This is a genomic window from Dyadobacter sp. CY261, assembly GCF_021440085.1.
Lineage (GTDB): Bacteria > Bacteroidota > Bacteroidia > Cytophagales > Spirosomataceae > Dyadobacter.
The window spans coordinates 164,214-181,497 of the sequence record NZ_JAKCPW010000009.1 but is presented as its reverse complement, the minus strand read 5'-3'; the positions used below and the strand labels follow the sequence as shown (position 1 = coordinate 181,497).

Annotated in this window: 16 protein-coding genes and 1 tRNA gene; 5 read left to right on the top strand and 12 right to left on the bottom strand. The window is 49.4% G+C overall.

Going from position 1 to position 17,284, the window contains the following annotated elements; translation table 11 throughout:
• Position 1: 1 nt before the first annotated feature.
• The 3 genes from LZD49_RS24200 to LZD49_RS24190 form a co-directional block, all read right to left on the bottom strand.
• Positions 2-1,447 carry an FGGY-family carbohydrate kinase gene (locus tag LZD49_RS24200; RefSeq protein ID WP_234670261.1) on the bottom strand — a complete coding sequence of 482 codons (1,446 nt, stop codon included), beginning with the start codon at positions 1,445-1,447 and terminating at the stop codon, positions 2-4.
• Between the two features lie 10 nt (positions 1,448-1,457).
• Positions 1,458-2,462, bottom strand: coding sequence for a 2-hydroxyacid dehydrogenase (locus LZD49_RS24195; RefSeq protein ID WP_234670260.1), 1,005 nt, complete (start codon positions 2,460-2,462; stop codon positions 1,458-1,460).
• A gap of 100 nt (positions 2,463-2,562) precedes the next feature.
• Positions 2,563-3,789, bottom strand: coding sequence for an MFS transporter (locus LZD49_RS24190; protein ID WP_234670259.1), 1,227 nt, complete (start codon positions 3,787-3,789; stop codon positions 2,563-2,565).
• 339 nt (positions 3,790-4,128) lie between these two features.
• Between LZD49_RS24190 and LZD49_RS24185 the strand changes: the two genes are divergently transcribed.
• On the top strand, positions 4,129-4,896 hold the full coding sequence (locus LZD49_RS24185) for a DeoR/GlpR family DNA-binding transcription regulator (RefSeq protein ID WP_234670258.1): 768 nt from the start codon (positions 4,129-4,131) through the stop codon (positions 4,894-4,896).
• Positions 4,897-4,919: 23 nt separating this feature from the next.
• On the opposite strand, the gene LZD49_RS24180 is transcribed toward LZD49_RS24185, so the two are convergent.
• The 4 genes from LZD49_RS24180 to hflX form a co-directional block, all read right to left on the bottom strand.
• Entirely contained in the window at positions 4,920-6,140 is a 1,221-nt protein-coding gene (locus LZD49_RS24180) for an inositol-3-phosphate synthase (protein WP_234670257.1), read from the bottom strand.
• Between the two features lie 229 nt (positions 6,141-6,369).
• Entirely contained in the window at positions 6,370-7,665 is a 1,296-nt protein-coding gene (locus tag LZD49_RS24175; RefSeq protein WP_234670256.1) for a S9 family peptidase, read from the bottom strand.
• Between the two features lie 123 nt (positions 7,666-7,788).
• Positions 7,789-7,860: transfer RNA gene (locus LZD49_RS24170), tRNA-Arg, on the bottom strand.
• 272 nt (positions 7,861-8,132) lie between these two features.
• Positions 8,133-9,368 carry a GTPase HflX gene (hflX, locus tag LZD49_RS24165; protein ID WP_234670255.1) on the bottom strand — a complete coding sequence of 412 codons (1,236 nt, stop codon included), beginning with the start codon at positions 9,366-9,368 and terminating at the stop codon, positions 8,133-8,135.
• Between the two features lie 333 nt (positions 9,369-9,701).
• Between hflX and LZD49_RS24160 the strand changes: the two genes are divergently transcribed.
• The 4 genes from LZD49_RS24160 to LZD49_RS24145 all read left to right on the top strand — a co-directional run bounded on the left by LZD49_RS24160 (position 9,702) and on the right by LZD49_RS24145 (position 13,867).
• Positions 9,702-11,087 carry an MATE family efflux transporter gene (locus LZD49_RS24160; RefSeq protein WP_234670254.1) on the top strand — a complete coding sequence of 462 codons (1,386 nt, stop codon included), beginning with the start codon at positions 9,702-9,704 and terminating at the stop codon, positions 11,085-11,087.
• 168 nt (positions 11,088-11,255) lie between these two features.
• Positions 11,256-12,647 carry a rhodanese-like domain-containing protein gene (locus LZD49_RS24155; protein ID WP_234670253.1) on the top strand — a complete coding sequence of 464 codons (1,392 nt, stop codon included), beginning with the start codon at positions 11,256-11,258 and terminating at the stop codon, positions 12,645-12,647.
• 80 nt (positions 12,648-12,727) lie between these two features.
• The gene (locus LZD49_RS24150) at positions 12,728-13,303 is read left to right on the top strand and encodes a YeeE/YedE family protein (protein WP_234670252.1); all 576 of its coding nucleotides are present in this window, start codon (positions 12,728-12,730) and stop codon (positions 13,301-13,303) included.
• A gap of 105 nt (positions 13,304-13,408) precedes the next feature.
• Complete coding sequence (locus tag LZD49_RS24145; protein ID WP_234670391.1) at positions 13,409-13,867, top strand: DUF6691 family protein; 459 nt, start codon at positions 13,409-13,411, stop codon at positions 13,865-13,867.
• Here the strand turns inward: LZD49_RS24145 and LZD49_RS24140 are convergent, their stop codons facing one another.
• The 5 genes from LZD49_RS24140 to LZD49_RS24120 are packed head-to-tail and all read right to left on the bottom strand — an operon-like array spanning position 13,868 to position 17,279.
• On the bottom strand, positions 13,868-14,611 hold the full coding sequence (locus LZD49_RS24140; protein WP_234670251.1) for a class I SAM-dependent methyltransferase: 744 nt from the start codon (positions 14,609-14,611) through the stop codon (positions 13,868-13,870).
• A 49-nt stretch (positions 14,612-14,660) separates the two neighbouring features.
• Complete coding sequence (locus LZD49_RS24135) at positions 14,661-16,034, bottom strand: hypothetical protein (RefSeq protein WP_234670250.1); 1,374 nt, start codon at positions 16,032-16,034, stop codon at positions 14,661-14,663.
• 18 nt (positions 16,035-16,052) lie between these two features.
• The gene (locus LZD49_RS24130) at positions 16,053-16,394 is read right to left on the bottom strand and encodes a heavy-metal-associated domain-containing protein (protein ID WP_234670249.1); all 342 of its coding nucleotides are present in this window, start codon (positions 16,392-16,394) and stop codon (positions 16,053-16,055) included.
• Positions 16,395-16,418: 24 nt separating this feature from the next.
• Positions 16,419-16,649 (bottom strand): heavy metal-binding domain-containing protein, encoded by a 231-nt coding sequence (locus LZD49_RS24125; protein WP_234670248.1) that lies wholly within the window; start codon positions 16,647-16,649, stop codon positions 16,419-16,421.
• Positions 16,650-16,703: 54 nt separating this feature from the next.
• The gene (locus LZD49_RS24120; RefSeq protein WP_234670247.1) at positions 16,704-17,279 is read right to left on the bottom strand and encodes an AraC family transcriptional regulator; all 576 of its coding nucleotides are present in this window, start codon (positions 17,277-17,279) and stop codon (positions 16,704-16,706) included.
• Between the last annotated feature and the right edge of the window lie 5 nt (positions 17,280-17,284).

Here is a 17,284-nt window from a genome sequence, read left to right as displayed (position 1 = left end):
CCTAGTTGAATGTTTTAAATACTTCCCTGCTTTGTTTCCATTCGTCGTACCATTGGAGATATGCACCGTCTCCATTGGGTTCCATCACTTCCAACATCTCAGGAGAAGCCGTGGGGATGCCCAATGCATTGTTGCAAATCCCCACCCCGCCCGAGACCGATGCCTGCCGGTAATTGGTACGGATCACTACTTTTTTACCTAACAAATTGGCGATAAACTGTCGCAGCAGCTTGCTTTGAACACCGCCGCCGCACATCCACACATAATCCTGGTCATGGCGCGTTACTTCGCGGAGCACGTTGTAGTTTTCTGCAATGCTGCACGCAATATCCCAAAGCGTTGCCCATACAAAATGCGCGCGGCCCAATTGATGCGACACGGGCGTATTAAAGATAAACCCGCCCCGGATCAGCGGGGACTTTTCATTGGCAAGAAGTGATCCCAACGCTGCTACACAATGCGTGTCGCGGATCGCTGTTACCTCAGTTTCGATTAGTTCGTAGGGTTCGTTGGGGTAAAAGATTTCTTTCAAACGCTGATAATTGAGCCCCGTTACGCCTGCATTGGCTTCGAGCAAGAAATTAGCGTTGTCGGTATGGCGGTTCGTCCAGGTTCGGGCTTGTGTGTCGGTAACATAATGATCGGCTATTTTGAGAATAGGGGTAGTTGTTCCTGAAACGATCACAACGTCTTCCACCGAAGGATCAACACTCATAATCGCCAGTTGCGTATCGGAGCCTCCGACTATCACGTCCACCGTTTCTGCAATACCCAGTTCCTGTGAAATCTCAGGCAGCACCTTGCCCAATATGGCGGCCGAATGCACGAGCGGTGGAAGTAAAGAAGCTTCGAGCCGGTAAGCATCACAGAGCTTTTGCGACCATTCGCCCCTAGCGACGTCATAGAGTAATGTTTCCGAAGCTTGCGAATGCTCATAGCCGAGCACGCCACTGAACATAAATTGCGCCCAGTCGCTGATACTTGTGAATGTCGACACTTGCTGCCATAAATCGGGGAGGCGCTCGCGTACTCCGACTAGTTTCAATGCTGAGAAAAGTGAAGTAGGGTAGCGGCCTGTGAGCAAATAGATCTCATGCTTGTCGGGCGTGGCATCTTCCCATTCCCGGCCCCGGTGATCGATATTCGGCATGCCAATCAGCGAGCGTCCTGCATTGTCGATGGCAACAATGCCTTCCCGCTGACTGGTAGCGGTGATTGCAGCGATCATCACCGGGCCTGCCTGTGCGAGGGCTGTTTTGGCAAGAGTTTTAATTTGTTTCCAAAGGGCGTCGGGATCAAAAAATATGGATTCGGGATAGTGATGGTCTTTTTCGTACCGCATATCATCGCTCGCCACACCGAGCATTGTTCCGGAGGTGTCGGCAATGGCAATCCGCACATTTCCTGTACCGATGTCAGCCACCAGATAAGCCTGTTTCAAAATCATTGTTTGTGCATTAACGGGTTTTTACAGACAATACCTCGCGGTTCACCAACTGGCGGATGTTGCGGTTGCCTGCTTTGTAAAAGTCGTGCAGGGCCTTGTTCATAATGTCGGCATGATGATCTTCCACCTCAAAAGTAGCCCCTGCAATATGCGGCGTCGCGATTACATTTTTATGATGAATGAGGCGATAATCGAGCGCGTCAGGTGGTTCATGGTCGAAAACGTCGAGTATCGCACCTCGGATCGCATTGTTTTCGATGGCCGAAAGCAATGCTTCGCGTTTCACTACGACGGCACGCGCGGTGTTTACGAAAATCGCATCCTTTTTCATCAATCCGATCAACTCTTCCCCAATCATACCTTCCGTATCACTGTTTACCGGCAAGTGAATTGAAACTATATCGCTGAGTCGAAAAACATCTTCCAGGCTCGCTTTTTCGTAAGCCGGGTCGTCGGAGGTGTAAAACGGATCATAATAGAGGATCTCGGCGGGAAAATGCTTGACGAGATTGGCGATTGTTTGCCCCACCGCTCCAAAACCTACCATGCCAATCGTTTTTCCGGCGATTTCATTCCCTTTGAACTGCAAATAGGAGGTGTGCGCGCCGACCTCCCAATGTTCCCCTTTCAGCCATGCAATGCCTTCGAGCGTGTTGCGCATGAGGTTGATGAGGTTTGCAATGAACATTTCCGCCACGGCCTGTGCATTACGGGCAGGTGTGTTGAAAACCGGGATTCCTTTCGCAGTAGCCACATCGACGGCCACATTGGAAGGCGTCCCGCGGCACACGCCGATGAATCGCAGGTCAGGAAATGCCGCGATTACCGAAGCAGTAACGTGGTCATGCTCGGTAATAAGGGCTTCGGCTCCGGTCTCGTTGAGTAATGCAATGAGCTCGGCCTCGTTATAGGCACGTTCCTGCAATTTCCATGGCTTATAAATAATTTCTCCGAATTGTTCTTTTAAAATCGCCCGTGCTTTATCGTGGTAAGGGGCGGTGATCAGGATTTTCATGGTTGGATGTTTTTTTGACCGCTGACGGCCGACTGCTGACCGTCTTTGTAATCGGCGGTCAGTCGTCGGCGGTCAAATTGCTAAATGTTATCATTACCCCTCAAATGCCACTCTTCTGCGGCAACGTAATGAACTTGGTAAGTACAGCGCTGACGAAGTACAGTGCCGCCAGCGTCCATGCGACACCTTCGGTGCCTATTGATCCGATAAAAAGACCTACGATTGCGGGCCCGATGAATACGGGAAGTCCAGCCCCCAGGTTCAGGATTGCCATGGCGGCGCCTTTTTCTTCTTTAACTAATGATGGTACCAATGCTGAAAGTGGGACATAACCGGCCAGCAATCCGCCCCAGAGAATGCCGGGAATCAGTATCAGCCAGAAATTACCGTTGAAAAGGGCTGGCGAATAGTAAAAAAGTAATGTACTGATGCCGCACCCGAATCCGCCAAACCACATGATGGTGTTTTGCCAGCCCAGCCGGTCGCCGACGAAGCCGAAAATGAGGTTGAAAATGATATTACTGGTGAAAATGGTGCCCCATATCCATAACCATTCCTGGGTGGACAGGCCATACTCAGCCATGTAGGTAGGCAGGAATACCGGAAATGCGAATTGTGCAGTGGTGTTGATCACACGGACGATTCCACCCATAAGTACTTTTGGTTCTTCTTGAATGATTGTAAAGCCTTTTAGCAGCTCTTTCGCCTTACCAACGGTTTCGCCGGTGGAATGGAACTGGTCTTTATTCAAAACCAATGCAAAGAACGCACCGACGGAAACCCAGAATATAGAGCTCCAAAGCGTGTTTTGGTACCCGATCCTATCAATGGCCCAGCTAGAATAATAGGCGCCAAACACATTGAGCCCGCCCGTAAATACAAACCAAAACCAGCCTACGGCGCGCCCCAATGCATTCTCCGGCGTCCGGTAAGTGATCCAGACCAGGAAAGAATATGCAAACAACGGATACCCGAACCCCCGAATGGCATAGGTGAGCAGCATAACCGGGAAGTTAAGCGATTCCATGCCCAACCCAACGAAGCCCACTGTGCCGATGACATACAGCAGGATCCCCATCAGCATGGCCCTGCGTGGCCCATATCCTTCGGCCAATACTCCCGAAAACCAGGACGAAATGGCAATGGTAATGCCGTAAGCAGTAAATAACGACGCGGATTGCTGGATAGTCATGCCGCGGTCGAGGAGGTAGGGGCTGAGCCAGCCTTGTTCCACGCCGTCACCCATCATGAAGATCAGGATGCCCAGGTAGCCCCAGGCGAGATGCCTGGGCAGCCCGATTCGGTCGAGAGATGTTGTTGGTATCATGGGGTTAGGAATATAAAGTAGCGTCGGATTGTTCTGGCTTGTTTGGGATAATTAGAATAAAAATCATTATATATTTTATACTAAAAGCCACACAAACAAAACGAAATTAAATTATTTAAACAAAATTAAAGATTATTAAAGTATTTGAAACTTTTGGTTTTGAATCTTAATAATATAATAATGTCTGGTCCGGAGTAATAAGCGGGACGACAATGGCCCTTTACATTGTATTATTTGTATTGAAGGGATATATACGATGGTATCAGGGCTTGGGAGTTTTCTGTAAGGGCTTCCGTGTTCGGGAAACTATGGTTATACTTGCTTTCAAAGCGTATCGAAATGACTATTACGGAAAGGCATCAATTCATCTTGCAGGAGCTGGCAAGGGCGGGGAGCGTTAGTATTGTACAGCTTTCGGAGCAAATGCAGGTATCAGGCGTGACGATCCGGAAAGACCTGAAGATCCTGGAAGACAAAAATCTCCTGTTCAGGACCCACGGCGGCGGTTCGCTTAACAATCCATATGCGGTGGAGCGGCCAATCAATGAGAAGGAGTTTATCAATTCCGAGGAAAAGCAAAGCATTGCGCGCGAGGCAATAAGTCTGATCCGGCAAACGGACTCCATAATGATCGGTTCGGGGACGACGGTGTTTGAGCTGGCCCGCTGTTTACATCCCACCAGGCAGATTACCGTCATTACACCGGCGGTGAAGGTGACGCTTGAACTCAGTAACCGGCCTAATGTGGAAGTATTACAGCTCGGCGGGCTGATCCGTCAGAATTCCTCTTCCGTGGCAGGTTCTTATGCCGAGTATATCCTCGAACATATCTCTTGCGGCGTGTTGTTTATCGGCGTCGATGGCATCGACCTCGATTTCGGATTGTCGATCAGTAACCTTACCGAGGCAGGCCTAAACCAGAAAATGATCAATACCGCGCAGATTGTGGTAGTGCTTGCCGACCATACAAAGTTCGGCAAGCGTGGGATTGGCAAAATTTGCGACCTCGACCAGGTCCAGTACATCGTTACCGACGCCGGGGTTCCGGAAGAGGTCGTGATGTCCCTCGAAGACCGTGGCGTGAAGGTGCTGGTCGCGGGGAAGTAAGGGTTGAGTTAGTAAGTCTGCTTTTAATCCATTTTATCGGCCAGCTCGAAGCTTAATTTCAGCTGCTTCCGGGTAGAAGCAGTCAGTTCGCGTTTTGCCAGCGCATGGCACTCGTAGGTGGCGTCGGCAAACATCATTTGCTGAGGCGGGGTTTTCTGCGTGGCCGCCGAAGGGCCGCGTAACGCGCCGACAAGACCCATTTCACGTGCTACGTACACATAGCGCACGGCGTCGATCACCACACCTGCCGAGTTGGGTGAATCCTGCACCGAAAGTTGCGCATCCAATGTCACTGGCGAGCCCATGAAACCTTCCAGTTCGAGCCGGAAGTTGGCCACTTTGTTATCACCATAGAAAGCAATGTATTCCGACGGCCCCGCGTGCAGAAAGCTGTCCGCAGTGGAGATGCCGCGGATCTCGTTTTGGGCGCGGATTACATTCTCTTTGGATATTTTCTTCGATTTCAGTCGGTTTTTGTCTTCCATATTCAGGAAATCGGTGTTGCCGCCGACGTTACGCTGAATGTGTGCTTTCACATGGTGGCCACGCTCGAAAGCCAGCTCTTGCAGCATTTGGGACAGGATACTTGCCCCAAACTGGCTCCGCATATCGTCGCCGATGATCGGGATACCGGCATCAATGAACTTCTGTTCCCATTCCGGGTCAGATGCGATGAATACCGGGATACAGTTAACCAGGGAAATGCCCAGTTCCAGACAGATTTCCGCATAGAACTCCGTTGCCAGCTGGGACCCTACCGGTAGATAGTTGATTAAGACCTCTGCTTCGTACTCTTGCAGACGGGAGACGATTTCCTGACGGATGGTATCGGTGAGCGACTGGTCATATGCTTCGGCGTTCGTCAGCAGATCGGAAGCCTCCAGTTCCTCTTTCACCACGAAACGATTATCGGGTGGGTAGGCGAGCATTTGGGGTGAAACACCGTCGAGTACAGGTGAGCGGAAAACTGGCGCTTCGGTGGTAATGTCCGTGTAAAGTTCGATAGCGCAGTTCGGTTTTGTGAAAATGGCTTCTTTAAGCGGCAGGCCGATTTTACGCTCATCGACATCGAACCCGCAGACGAATTCAATGTTGGCTGCGCGATAGCCACCAATATTGCCGGCCATGAGGCCCGAGGTTTTGTCGGCGTATTTCGTGTAATATTCAACACCTTGAACTAATGAGCTGGCACAGTTTCCTACACCTACGATTGCTACTTTTATTTTATTATCAGTATTTGACATTTCCAATATTCCGAGTTTATGATGAAAATTTATTTTAAATTTTTTTAATAACTTAAAAAATGGTGATTTAGATCAAAATAAAGGTTTAATATCTGATAATGCAACTGTAAATGCATATTTATGCAAACGTTTGCATAAATATGCTATGTTTGATTTTGGGTATATTTAAATGCCACGAAGACACCGCAGCGGCGCCTTCGTGGCATTTAAAAAAACTTACAAATTCCTCTTATAGGTACTTCTGCATATAACCGATGAACAGCTTCCAATCCTCCGGCAGCACGGTATGCCCACCTTCGTGCATATAGTAACCCAGATGATTCATCAGCAAAGAAGTATCCCCGGCAACCGGCATTGCCGCATTAGCCGCGGGCGCTGTTTCTCCGAAGAGCCTGTACACCGGCGCGGCGGCGACGACGGAAAGAAATTCGCCCTTCGGATCAGACCAGTAATCTGTGCTGCCGGTTTGCAAGAGCAGAGGCCGTGGAGCCATCAATGCTACGAGCATATGGGCATCGATGGGCATAGAATTCACCTTATCCGCCCAGCTGTGATAATTTGGTGCAAACTGATATAGATAACGCGAAGGATCCGAAATATGCCGGATGGTCTCGCCATAGTTCCGGCGGCTCAATGCAGCACCGCCTTCGCCTGAGATGCTTGCAATGACCATTTTGAAGCGTGGATCGCGCACGCCGGCCCAAAGTACTGTTTTGCCGAGGCGGGAAGCGCCCTGTAAGGCTACCCGTTTGGCATCGACCTGCCGGTCGGTTTCAAGGTAATCCAGTGCCCGACTTAGCCCCCACGACCAGGCGGCGATGGCGCCCCATTCATCGGTTGCCGTTTCTGCCTGACCGGGTTTCAGGTATGTTTTGCGTATACCGTATTGTATGCCATCTTTAAAATCGGGCTCGATATCGCCATAATACACTGTGGCGAAGCCAATGCCTGCGTCCAGGAATTGTTCCACATTGAGCTTGCCGAATGGTGTCGGCTTGTCTGCCTTGATCTTTTTGCCCTCCTTATTCCAGATCTCCCCGACTCGCAGGCCGGGATCGTCGATGATCTGGTTGTATGCCGCGAAGGAAATGTTCAGAAGCAGTGGTACAGGCTTTGTCGCAGCTGCCGGAATATAAATCAGGAGATTCATTTTATGGCCCGATGTGTCTTTTTTGAAATACACCGTGATCTGCTTCCGGATTGCTTTCCCGTTAAATGCAGGCGTGCCTTTATCAAATACATGAAAGGTCATGTCGTTCGGGCGCGGAGGCATTTTGCCAAATTGGTTTTGCTCCACCAGTTGCAGCAGCTCGGGACGGCGTTTTTCCGTCCATTGCTTGGTGGTCGTGACAGGCTTGCCGTCGCTGGTCTTCAAGAGTGCTGGCAATGTGTAGGTTCCGACCGAATCTTCCGCGTAATTGACTGCGAAGCCAGCGACGACAGTCGGGCGGTTCGCGGCTTGTTGCTGGGCAATTGCATCGGCACAGACGCAAATTAAAGCAGCGAGTAATAGATTTATTTTCATGGGATTAGGAGCTTTGGGATTTGAAAGCGTCCTAATAAGAAGCACGGGGCGGGGGAATACTGACTTTCTTTTTAAAGAGTTGGGCAGGGAAATAAAAAAGCCAGACATCGAGCCTGGCTTTCGTGACCGCGACGGGAATCGAACCCATATCTAGAGTTTAGGAAACTCCTATTCTATCCGTTGAACTACGCAGTCTATTCTTTAACAAAATGTTACTTCTCTCGTTGTTTGTGACCGCGGCGGGAATCAGTCGAACGCAACCCCGATCGCTTGCGACTCCAACCCATATCCAGAGTTTAGGAAACTCCTATCGGGCGGCGGGCCGCTCTATCCGCTGAACTACGCAGTCTATCCTTAATCAAATATTACTTCTCTCACTTGTGACCGCGTCGGGAATTGAACCTCGCGCTGCTAAAAAGGCATTTCGGGGTGCAAAACTGAGAAAAATTCGTTTGAATTACAAATGATTATTCCTCTGTTTGTACCGGTGTGTAACCAAGATCGAGCCAGTTCGGATAAATGGAGAAGTGTTTTTCCTTTACCAGTGAGAACAATGTCCGCTTCAATTCATCGATATTTTCTTTTTGCCGGGCCGAAATGAAGACCACATGATCGGCCTTTTCCGTGACATAGCTGCGTTTCAATTGGTTGAGGATATCCTGCGTCGAAGGCGTCGTTTCTTCTTCTTGTTCATCGTCGTTGTACGATGGTTTGTAAAGGTCTATTTTATTGAAAACCAATATCGAAGGCTTGTTCGCCGCACCAATTTCTTCCAGCGTTTTATTGACGACATCCAGGTGTTCCTCGAAGGAAGAATGTGAAATATCGACCACATGCATCAGAATGTCGGCCTCGCGAACCTCGTCCAATGTCGATTTAAATGACTCGATGAGTGTCGTTGGCAGTTTGCGTATAAAACCAACAGTGTCGGTCAGCAGGAAAGGGATGTTCTCCATGTTAACCTTGCGGACCGTAGAATCGACGGTCGCGAATAGCTTGTTTTCCGCAAAAACGTCGGCCTTAGACAGGTGCTGCATCAATGTCGATTTACCTACGTTGGTATAACCCACAATGGCGACGCGCACCAGCCGATCTCGTTCTTTCCGGCGGGTAGTACTCTGTTTATCGACTTTTTCGAGCTTTTCTTTCAGGAACGCAATCCGGTCTTTGACAATCCGGCGGTCAGTTTCGAGTTCCGTTTCACCCGGGCCACGCATCCCTACGCCAGCACCCGACTGGCGGCTAAGGTGTGTCCACAAGCGTGTTAGCCGCGGGTACATATATTGGTACTGCGCAAGTTCTACCTGCAATTTCGCCTGTGCCGTTTGGGCGCGCATAGCGAAAATGGAGAGGATGAGCAAGCTTCGGTCGATGACCTTGATGTCCTTGAAAACGGCTTCGAGGTTACGCACCTGCGAAGGCGAAAGGTCATCGTCATAAATGATCATGTCCACTGGATTGGCAGTGACGTAGATCATGATTTCTTCGAGCTTTCCTTTGCCGGTATAAGTGCGGATATCCGCCCGTTCAAGGTTCTGAGTGAAAGTCTGGACAGTTTCCACGCCCAGTGTTGTCGCCAGAAATGCGAGTTCATCCAGGTATTCCTTCGTTTTATCGGTCGATTGTTTCTGGGTGCTTACAGCTACCAGTACGGCAGTTTCCTGTTTGGCAGCTGTGGAATATAATTTTTTCTTATCAATCATGCATTGGTGTTTTATGACGCGTTCCGGCTAAAATCCTGCAAAAAGCATACCCGCGCGCCGGAAAAGGGGCAGAGTTGCAACGGTTGGCCGACAGCAAAAGTTCATAACAGGATTCGTGAAATTACATTTACCATTTAACAAATCCTTTTTTTTATTTGATTGTTCGAAAAAGTCTTTTGTATCTTTGCCGAAATTCTTTAAGCCTATGTTGGTGCTCATCTTCGGCTAATACTTAGCCACAATTCATTCTCCGCCTTTTAACAGGCAACTTTTTGCAGCCCTCGCTGGCTGTGCAAATTTCTATTTATCCATTATTGCAAATTTTTATTATCCATGAAAAAGTGGTTTCAACTACTTCGTCAGGCTATTCGTGGCTCCGAAGAAAGTTTTACCGAAGGCAGCATCAACCGCGCTATTTTCCTTTTGTCTGTACCCATGATCCTCGAAATGGTCATGGAGTCACTTTTCGCGGTTGTTGACATTTTCTTTGTTTCCAAAGTAAGCACCGAAGCCGTCGCTACGGTAGGGCTTACCGAATCCGTTATCACGCTGGTCTATTCCCTCGCAATCGGTCTGAGCACGGCGGCCACGGCCACTATTGCCCGCCGAACAGGCGAAGGCAATATGGACCAGGCACGTCACGCCGTCGGTCAGGTTATATTTATTTCGCTTGCGATTTCCTCTGTTACCGCACTGCTGGGATTCTGGCTGGCCAGCGATATTCTTCGGGCAATGGGCGCCGACCCCAAAGTAATCGAAACAGGTACCAATTTTGCGCGTATCCAGTTTTTGAGCAGTCCGGTAGTTGTGTTGCTTTACTCGCTGAGCGGTGCATTACGTGGTGCCGGCGCTGCCGCCACGGCCATGCGTTCATTGATGATCGCGAATGGTTTCAATATGATTTTAGGGCCAATCCTGATCTTCGGTGTTGGACCATTTCCTGAACTGGGCGTGACCGGCGCTGCATTGGCGACGGCGACGGGGCGCTCGATAGGTGTTGGTTATCAGCTGTTTTCGCTGGCAAAAGGCGACCGTGCATTAGGATTACGCTGGGCGGATCTTCGGCCGGATATGGAAATGATCACTGCGATTATCAAGGTCGCAACCGGTGGTACTGTCCAGTTCCTGATCGGTTCGGCGAGCTGGATTTTTCTGACACGCATTCTCTCTGAATTTGGAAGCGATGTTGTTGCAGGCTACACCATCGCCATCCGCGTGATCATGTTCACTTTGCTTCCTGCTTGGGGTTTGGCAAATGCAGCGGCTACCTTGGTAGGGCAAAACCTGGGTGCCGAAAAGCCTGAAAGGGCAGAAGCTTCGGTGTGGAAATGCGCTTCATTTAACTTGATATTCCTGTTGGGGCTTTCGGTGTTCATGTTTATCGGCGCGGGAGATCTTATCGGCTTTTTCAGCTCGGAGAAGGAGGTGGTCGAAACCGGTACACTGGCACTGCGTGTGCTGTGTCTGGGATATGGGTTCTATGCTTATGGTATGGTGGTGATCCAGTCGTTGAATGGCGCTGGCGACACCAAAACGCCAATGGTTTTGAACCTGATCGGATTCTGGGGTATCCAGATTCCCGTTGCGTATGTACTGGCCGTTATCCTGAGTTTCGGACCGGTCGGGGTTTTTGCCGCAGTACCCATTGCAGAAGCTGTATTGGCCATCATGGGCATATGGCGGTTCCGTCTTGGGGGATGGAAAGTTGTAAAAGTGTAAATATGCCGACATTTATCCGAGGTGGTCATGTTTTGATTGCATTGGTCAGGCACTGTCTGGTCGTGGTAAGGTATTGCCTTGCCGCGACCCAGCGGTTCCGCCGATGATCGCTCGAAACGAAAAGATATTTATCTTGGTTAACCATTACATATTTCACCCACAATCCGCATGAAAATAGAACAGATATATACCGGATGCCTTGCGCAGGGCGCTTATTTTATTGTTTCAAACGGTGAAGCCGCCGTCATAGACCCTTTGCGTGAGGTGGTTCCCTACATTCAGAAAGCAGAGAAGGTCGGAGCCCGGATCAAGTATGTATTTGAGACGCATTTTCATGCGGACTTTGTTTCTGGTCACATCGACCTTGCAGAAAAAACCGGAGCGGAGATCGTGTACGGCCCTGGTGCTCAAACCGGTTTCAAAGCATATATTGCCGAAGATGGTGAGGATTTCAAACTTGGCGATGTTACTATTCGCGCATTGCATACACCGGGGCACACATTGGAATCGACAAGTTATCTGCTGCTCGATATGTCGGCTAAACCCGTCGCATTGTTTAGTGGCGATACCTTGTTTATAGGTGATGTCGGTCGTCCAGACCTGGCGCAGAAGGGTGATCTGACGATGGAAGACCTTGCGGGTATCCTTTACGACAGTTTGCGTTCGAAGATTATGCCGTTACCCGATGACGTGATCGTGTATCCCGCACACGGGGCTGGTTCTGCCTGTGGTAAGAACATGAGCAAGGAAACCTCCGACACGCTGGGTAATCAGAAACTTTTCAACTATGCGTTGCGTGCGGATATGACAAAGGAAGAGTTTATCCAGGAGGTTACAGCAGGCCTCCCCGAGCCGCCGCAATACTTCCCGGGAAACGTTAAAATGAACCGCGACGGTTATGAAAGCATCGACGACGTGCTCGAACGCGGTGATGAGGCATTATCGCCGGAGGCATTTGAAGCAAAAGCCAATAACACCGGGGCATTGATCCTCGATACGCGCAAGCCGGAGCTATTTGCTCAGGGTTTTATACCCAATTGCATCAATATCGGCATCGACGGCAGTTTCGCTCCCTGGGTAGGTGCATTGATACCTGATTTGAAGCAGTTGCTTTTGATCGTAACAGAGCCAGGTAAAGAAGAGGAAGTAGTTACAAGACTTGCAAGAGTTGGGTACGACTATACGATCGGCTATTTAAATGGCGGTTTTGAAGCCTGGAAAGAGGCAGGGAAGGAAATCGATATGGTAGAATCTGTTGATGCCCGGCAGTTCGCGGACCGTTTCGAGTCCGATGGTTTGGAAGTAATTGATGTGAGGAAGCCGGATGAATTTGCTTCCGGTCACATTGAAGGAGCGCGAAACCTGCCGCTGGACTACATTAATGACCTTATGCCTGAATTTCCAAAGGACAAAAAGCTATACATTCATTGCGCCGGAGGTTACCGCTCCATGGTCGCCGCCTCGATCCTCAAATCCCGTGGCATCGACGACGTCGTAAACATCGAAGGAGGCTTTGGGGCAGTGTCCAAAACGAATGTTCCAGTTTTGACAGAGGCATGATTATTTGACTGAGCTTATTATTTATGCTACACCCTGTTTGAAATTTTAGTATATAAAATCGATATAATTAATATTTTAGAATGGACATCATCGAATATCTAAGAAAACCCTGGCCCTGGTACGTCGCAGGTCCGCTAATCGGCTTAACAGTCCCGATTTTGCTTTTGCTCGGCAATAAGTCTTTTGGAATTTCATCTTCGTTCAGGCACATCTGCGCGGCGGTAATTCCGGCTAATTTGCCTTTTTTTAAATACAACTGGCGGAAGGAAGTTTGGAACCTGTTTTTTGTAGCGGGAATCGTGATTGGAGGTTTCGTCGGGAATTTTGTTTTGGGAAATCCCGAGGCGATTGTAGTTGCGGATGATACGCGGCAAAGTCTGGCCGCCTTGGGCGTCACAGATTTTTCGGGACTGATGCCGAATGATATTTTCGCATTCAGTAACGTATTTTCCTTAAAGGGATTGATATTCTTCGTATTAGGAGGTTTTCTCGTTGGATTCGGGACTCGTTATGCGGGCGGATGTACTTCGGGACACGCAATAATGGGGCTGTCCAACTTACAATGGCCGTCACTGGTAGCGACGGTCAGTTTTATGGTCGGCGGCTTTGCGAGTACGCATTTGTTACTTCCGTTTTTGGTGGATCTGGTTAAGTAACCGGAAAAAGCATCCCAAATCATTCTATTTAACTCAACAATGGAAAAGTCATTTCAAAATAGCGGCCTCGCGGGGCAGCACGTTGCCGAGCCGGATGCCATTCAAATGGACGGTTGCGATGGCGCAAACGGCCAAAAAAAGGCGGAAGGATTTACCGGAAACGTAAAATACCTGCTTGTAGGCGTCGTTTTCGGGATCGTTTTTGTGAAGGCGGAGATCGTTTCCTGGTTCCGGATTCAGGAAATGTTCCGGCTGGATTCGTTTCACATGTACGGCGTGATAGGCTCGGCAGTGGTGGTAGGTTTGCTCTCTATCTGGTTGATCAGGAGGTTCAATATCAAAACATTATCCGGCGAACAGGTCAGTATTGCCGATAAAGTTTTTGACAAAGGTCAGATTTACGGCGGTGTGCTGTTTGGTATCGGCTGGGCCATTACCGGAGCTTGCCCCGGGCCATTGTTTGCACAGATTGGTGCAGGTTATGCGGCGGTGGCGGTTACGCTGCTGAGCGCCATTGCAGGAACCTGGGTTTACGGGTTGATCCGGGCGCGCCTTCCACATTGATCATTGCTTGCGCGCCACAAGGTATAATTGTTCGTCGCCCAGCATAAAAGGATCCGCTTCAAGGTTGCCGAATGTGCCGACTACGAGCAAACCAGCTTGTTCAAACATGTAAGTAAGCTCTCCTAATGTGTAAATGTGCTGGCGGACATTGTGCCTCACCTTTTCGGAGCCGGAAATAAATGTTTGTTCTGCTTCGATATAGCCTCCTTCTGCCCGGTAATCGTTTTCGGCCAGGTAAATAATGTCGTTCTGCACGGGCATCCAGTTGCGTGTCTGGAAATTCGGAAAAATACTTTCGGCCAGGTTTTCGGTGTGAATGGCCGCGTGTGCACCGGCTTTCAATGCTGCGGCTATCTGATTGATAAATTGCTGCATTTCCGTCCGCGGGAAAAAGCTGAAACTGTTTCCAAAGCAGTATGCGGCGTCGAACTGTGCTGCCGGCAACTGATAGTTCAGTACATCGGCACAGATCACTTCGATGGATAGCTGCTGTTCGCTGCTGACGGTTTGCAATTCTTCACAATATTCCTGGGAAATATCGATGCAAGTTAACGCAGTGCCCTTTTCCGCGAGCGGGATGGCGTGCCTGCCGTAGCCTGCGAGCACATCCAGTACCTTACTTTCTGATGTAATTTCAAGTACGTCCCGCAGGAAATCGACTTCATAATCGGTATATTCTTCGTCCTGATTCAGTTTCCAGGCGCGTTGCGGAAGTCCTTTGAAATAGGTATGGTACCAGGCCACGGCTATGATTTTGTTTGGGTTAAAATCTAAAACTACTAAAAAAGGGCGCTCACATACGCATCAGTCCGGGCGTAACACGAAGATAAACCTGTGCGGATAGCGGCGTTTTGCCGTAAAGGTCTTCGAGGTCGCTATTTACCTTATATAAACTGAGCTGCCCGCCAGCCTGTAATAACGTATTTCCGAAAGAAGCGATCTGACGATTCGCGCCGAGCGAAAACATGGAAACAGGTAGTTTTATTGGGACGCCTTCGTAAGTAGATAAACCCAACTCCCCGGAGCTTTTCTGGACCCATTCATACCGGCCATAAAATGCCCATTTATCGAATTGCAGGTTGGTTTCTGCCAGCGCCGAGTTTTCCTTGTGATGCTTACCGGCGTCGTTTAGTCCCCAGGCGATCGTCGAAGATACCCATCTATTTTTTCCACCTAAATTACCCGAATGCTGCACGGAGGCCGTGGTACGGTTCACGTCTTCATCGGGTTCTCGGGGCTCGGGGCTTTTGATAAAACCTCTCGACACCTGTAATGCCCAGTTGGCCGACGGGTTAAAGAGCAGCCGGTAGCTGTAAGAATCGAAGCGGGGTTTATCAAAATCAAACCTGTTTTCATCGGGTTCGCGGCCGGTGAATGACGAGCCCTCCAATTTGAATTTGCCATAACGAACGCCAGCCGTGACCACGCCAAATGTAATATGGGTAGCGTCCTGCCAGTGGTGCCCGAGCACGGCATCGGGATTGTTGAATGCCGACATCCGATGCATAAATGCGGTAGGGCCCAGCGCAGGTTCGCCGGGGTATCCGGCATATATTGTCAGGTCGACTTTCTCATTGATCCGTTGTGTATAACCTATCGAAAGTTCAGAGAAAAGGTCATGCGGATGCTGGCGGTCGATCAGCGGCTGGCCTTTCCAGCTCTCGCCCGATTGGAAAAGGAGCGGATAACCTGCGCCGCCATCCAAAATCCGGTCGAGCGAAACCATTGCACGGAGGTTGAGCAAGCCATTTTTCCCGACTTGCCGTTGCGCCATTCCCATAAACCAGTTGGGTACGCTGAATTTAGAATTGGAGCCTTTTTTGCCGTCGTTATTGAAGTTTTGGCTTGTGTAGCGCAGGTAAATGCTTCCATGCAGCATGTAATTCCATTTGCTGCCGTGCTTCATGTAGGCGTACATAGGCGTAGCATCCGGTTGCCAGCCTGTACCGGATCCGTTGCGTGTCATCGGCAGGCTCAATGAAAAACTGTGGGTCATGTGCGCCGGGCCATTGTGGCCCATTTTAGCATGATCCATGCTTTTCATGTCATGCATTTCGTGGCTAACAGTGTCTTTCGCAGGCTCGTGGTGCTCGTGCTGGGCAAATGCGGGGCTGACGACGGCCACCGGAATGGTGGCTGTCATCAAAATAAGTTTGTTGAGAAGCATGATGATGTGATTTCCTGACTAATGCGCCGCGGCGGTTTTGCGGCAGCAGCTAGGGAGTTTGTCGTGCGCTTTCTGGCTGGCAGGCAGCTCGTCAGCATCGTAGCCGATATTGATAATCGTCGCTTTAATGGCTTCCGGCGTGGTTTTTTCCGGATTGTATTTCACGGTTACCACTTTGTTGGATAGATCGAGATTGGACTCTTTCACCCCTTTCGAAAGCCCGAGGTTGCGTTCGATGCGCGCTTTACACATTTCGCAAATGGCCGAGGTTTTGATCTTTACCTCTTTGCTGCCGTCAGCAAGGGCGATGTTGAGCCCCAGGAGCAGGACGGTTACGAAACTTAAAATCGTTGTTTTCATGATGTTATCAGATTAAGATCATTGTTAATGAGCTGGTGAATCCGTTTCGACCAGCGCTACTTCTTCCAATTCCATTTTGCAAACCGGGCATTTGCCCGCTTCTGCGTAAGTTTTTTCGCCTTCGCATTTCATAGGACAAGCATACTTCTTATCGCTCACGGCATGCGTTTCGGTCGTCTCCGCTTCTTTTTCGGATTTGTTTCCGGTACAGGCCACGGAAAGGAAAAGCAGGGAAGCAATAATGACTTTGTTCATACAGTTGAAGTTTAGTAAATTCCTGATAATGTATTATTTATATTAATTTAATGACTAATGCAAATGACCGACCTGGTCGAGTGCGGTCCGCTGTAATGCACCTTTTTTAAATTCGCCGGGCGTCATACCGGTCACTTTTTTGAACTGGTTGCTCAAATGCGCCGTGCTGCTGTAAGAAAGCCGCCATGCGATTTCGCTTAATGTCAGTTCGTTGTAAGAAAGCCATTCTTTCACTTTCTCCACTTTCTGGGCAATGATATATTGCTCAATCGTCTGTCCGGTTTCGGAAGAGAAAAGGTTGCTTAAGTAAGAATACTCATAACCGATCTTCTCCGACAAATAGTCCGAGAAATTCATCTGCGCCGGTTTATTCCCTTTCAGATTCTGCACCTCGTCGATCACGAGTGTTTTAATATGCTCCACCATCGCCAGCCGACGGTCATCCAGCAACTCAAATCCATTTGCTTCTAGCACCGTTTTGACTTCCGTCAATTTATCGGCATCTACTTCCGCCACCGTCTCCACCTCGCCCAATTCCACGAAAGTCAAGTCAATGCCCAGCCCGTTCAATTCTTCCCGCACCACCCGCTTGCAGCGGTCACAAACCATATTTTTGATATATAATTTCATAATCT

Bases quoted from the DNA above. Each gene is read 5' to 3' on its own strand.
- LZD49_RS24200 (WP_234670261.1), bottom strand. From the start codon at position 1,447: ATGATTTTGAAACAGGCTTATCTGGTGGCTGACATCGGTACAGGAAAT.
- LZD49_RS24195 (WP_234670260.1), bottom strand. From the start codon at position 2,462: ATGAAAATCCTGATCACCGCCCCTTACCACGATAAAGCACGGGCGATT.
- LZD49_RS24190 (WP_234670259.1), bottom strand. From the start codon at position 3,789: ATGATACCAACAACATCTCTCGACCGAATCGGGCTGCCCAGGCATCTC.
- LZD49_RS24185 (WP_234670258.1), top strand. From the start codon at position 4,129: ATGACTATTACGGAAAGGCATCAATTCATCTTGCAGGAGCTGGCAAGG.
- LZD49_RS24180 (WP_234670257.1), bottom strand. From the start codon at position 6,140: ATGTCAAATACTGATAATAAAATAAAAGTAGCAATCGTAGGTGTAGGA.
- LZD49_RS24175 (WP_234670256.1), bottom strand. From the start codon at position 7,665: ATGAAAATAAATCTATTACTCGCTGCTTTAATTTGCGTCTGTGCCGAT.
- hflX (WP_234670255.1), bottom strand. From the start codon at position 9,368: ATGATTGATAAGAAAAAATTATATTCCACAGCTGCCAAACAGGAAACT.
- LZD49_RS24160 (WP_234670254.1), top strand. From the start codon at position 9,702: ATGAAAAAGTGGTTTCAACTACTTCGTCAGGCTATTCGTGGCTCCGAA.
- LZD49_RS24155 (WP_234670253.1), top strand. From the start codon at position 11,256: ATGAAAATAGAACAGATATATACCGGATGCCTTGCGCAGGGCGCTTAT.
- LZD49_RS24150 (WP_234670252.1), top strand. From the start codon at position 12,728: ATGGACATCATCGAATATCTAAGAAAACCCTGGCCCTGGTACGTCGCA.
- LZD49_RS24145 (WP_234670391.1), top strand. From the start codon at position 13,409: ATGGACGGTTGCGATGGCGCAAACGGCCAAAAAAAGGCGGAAGGATTT.
- LZD49_RS24135 (WP_234670250.1), bottom strand. From the start codon at position 16,034: ATGCTTCTCAACAAACTTATTTTGATGACAGCCACCATTCCGGTGGCC.
- LZD49_RS24130 (WP_234670249.1), bottom strand. From the start codon at position 16,394: ATGAAAACAACGATTTTAAGTTTCGTAACCGTCCTGCTCCTGGGGCTC.
- LZD49_RS24125 (WP_234670248.1), bottom strand. From the start codon at position 16,649: ATGAACAAAGTCATTATTGCTTCCCTGCTTTTCCTTTCCGTGGCCTGT.
- LZD49_RS24120 (WP_234670247.1), bottom strand. From the start codon at position 17,279: ATGAAATTATATATCAAAAATATGGTTTGTGACCGCTGCAAGCGGGTG.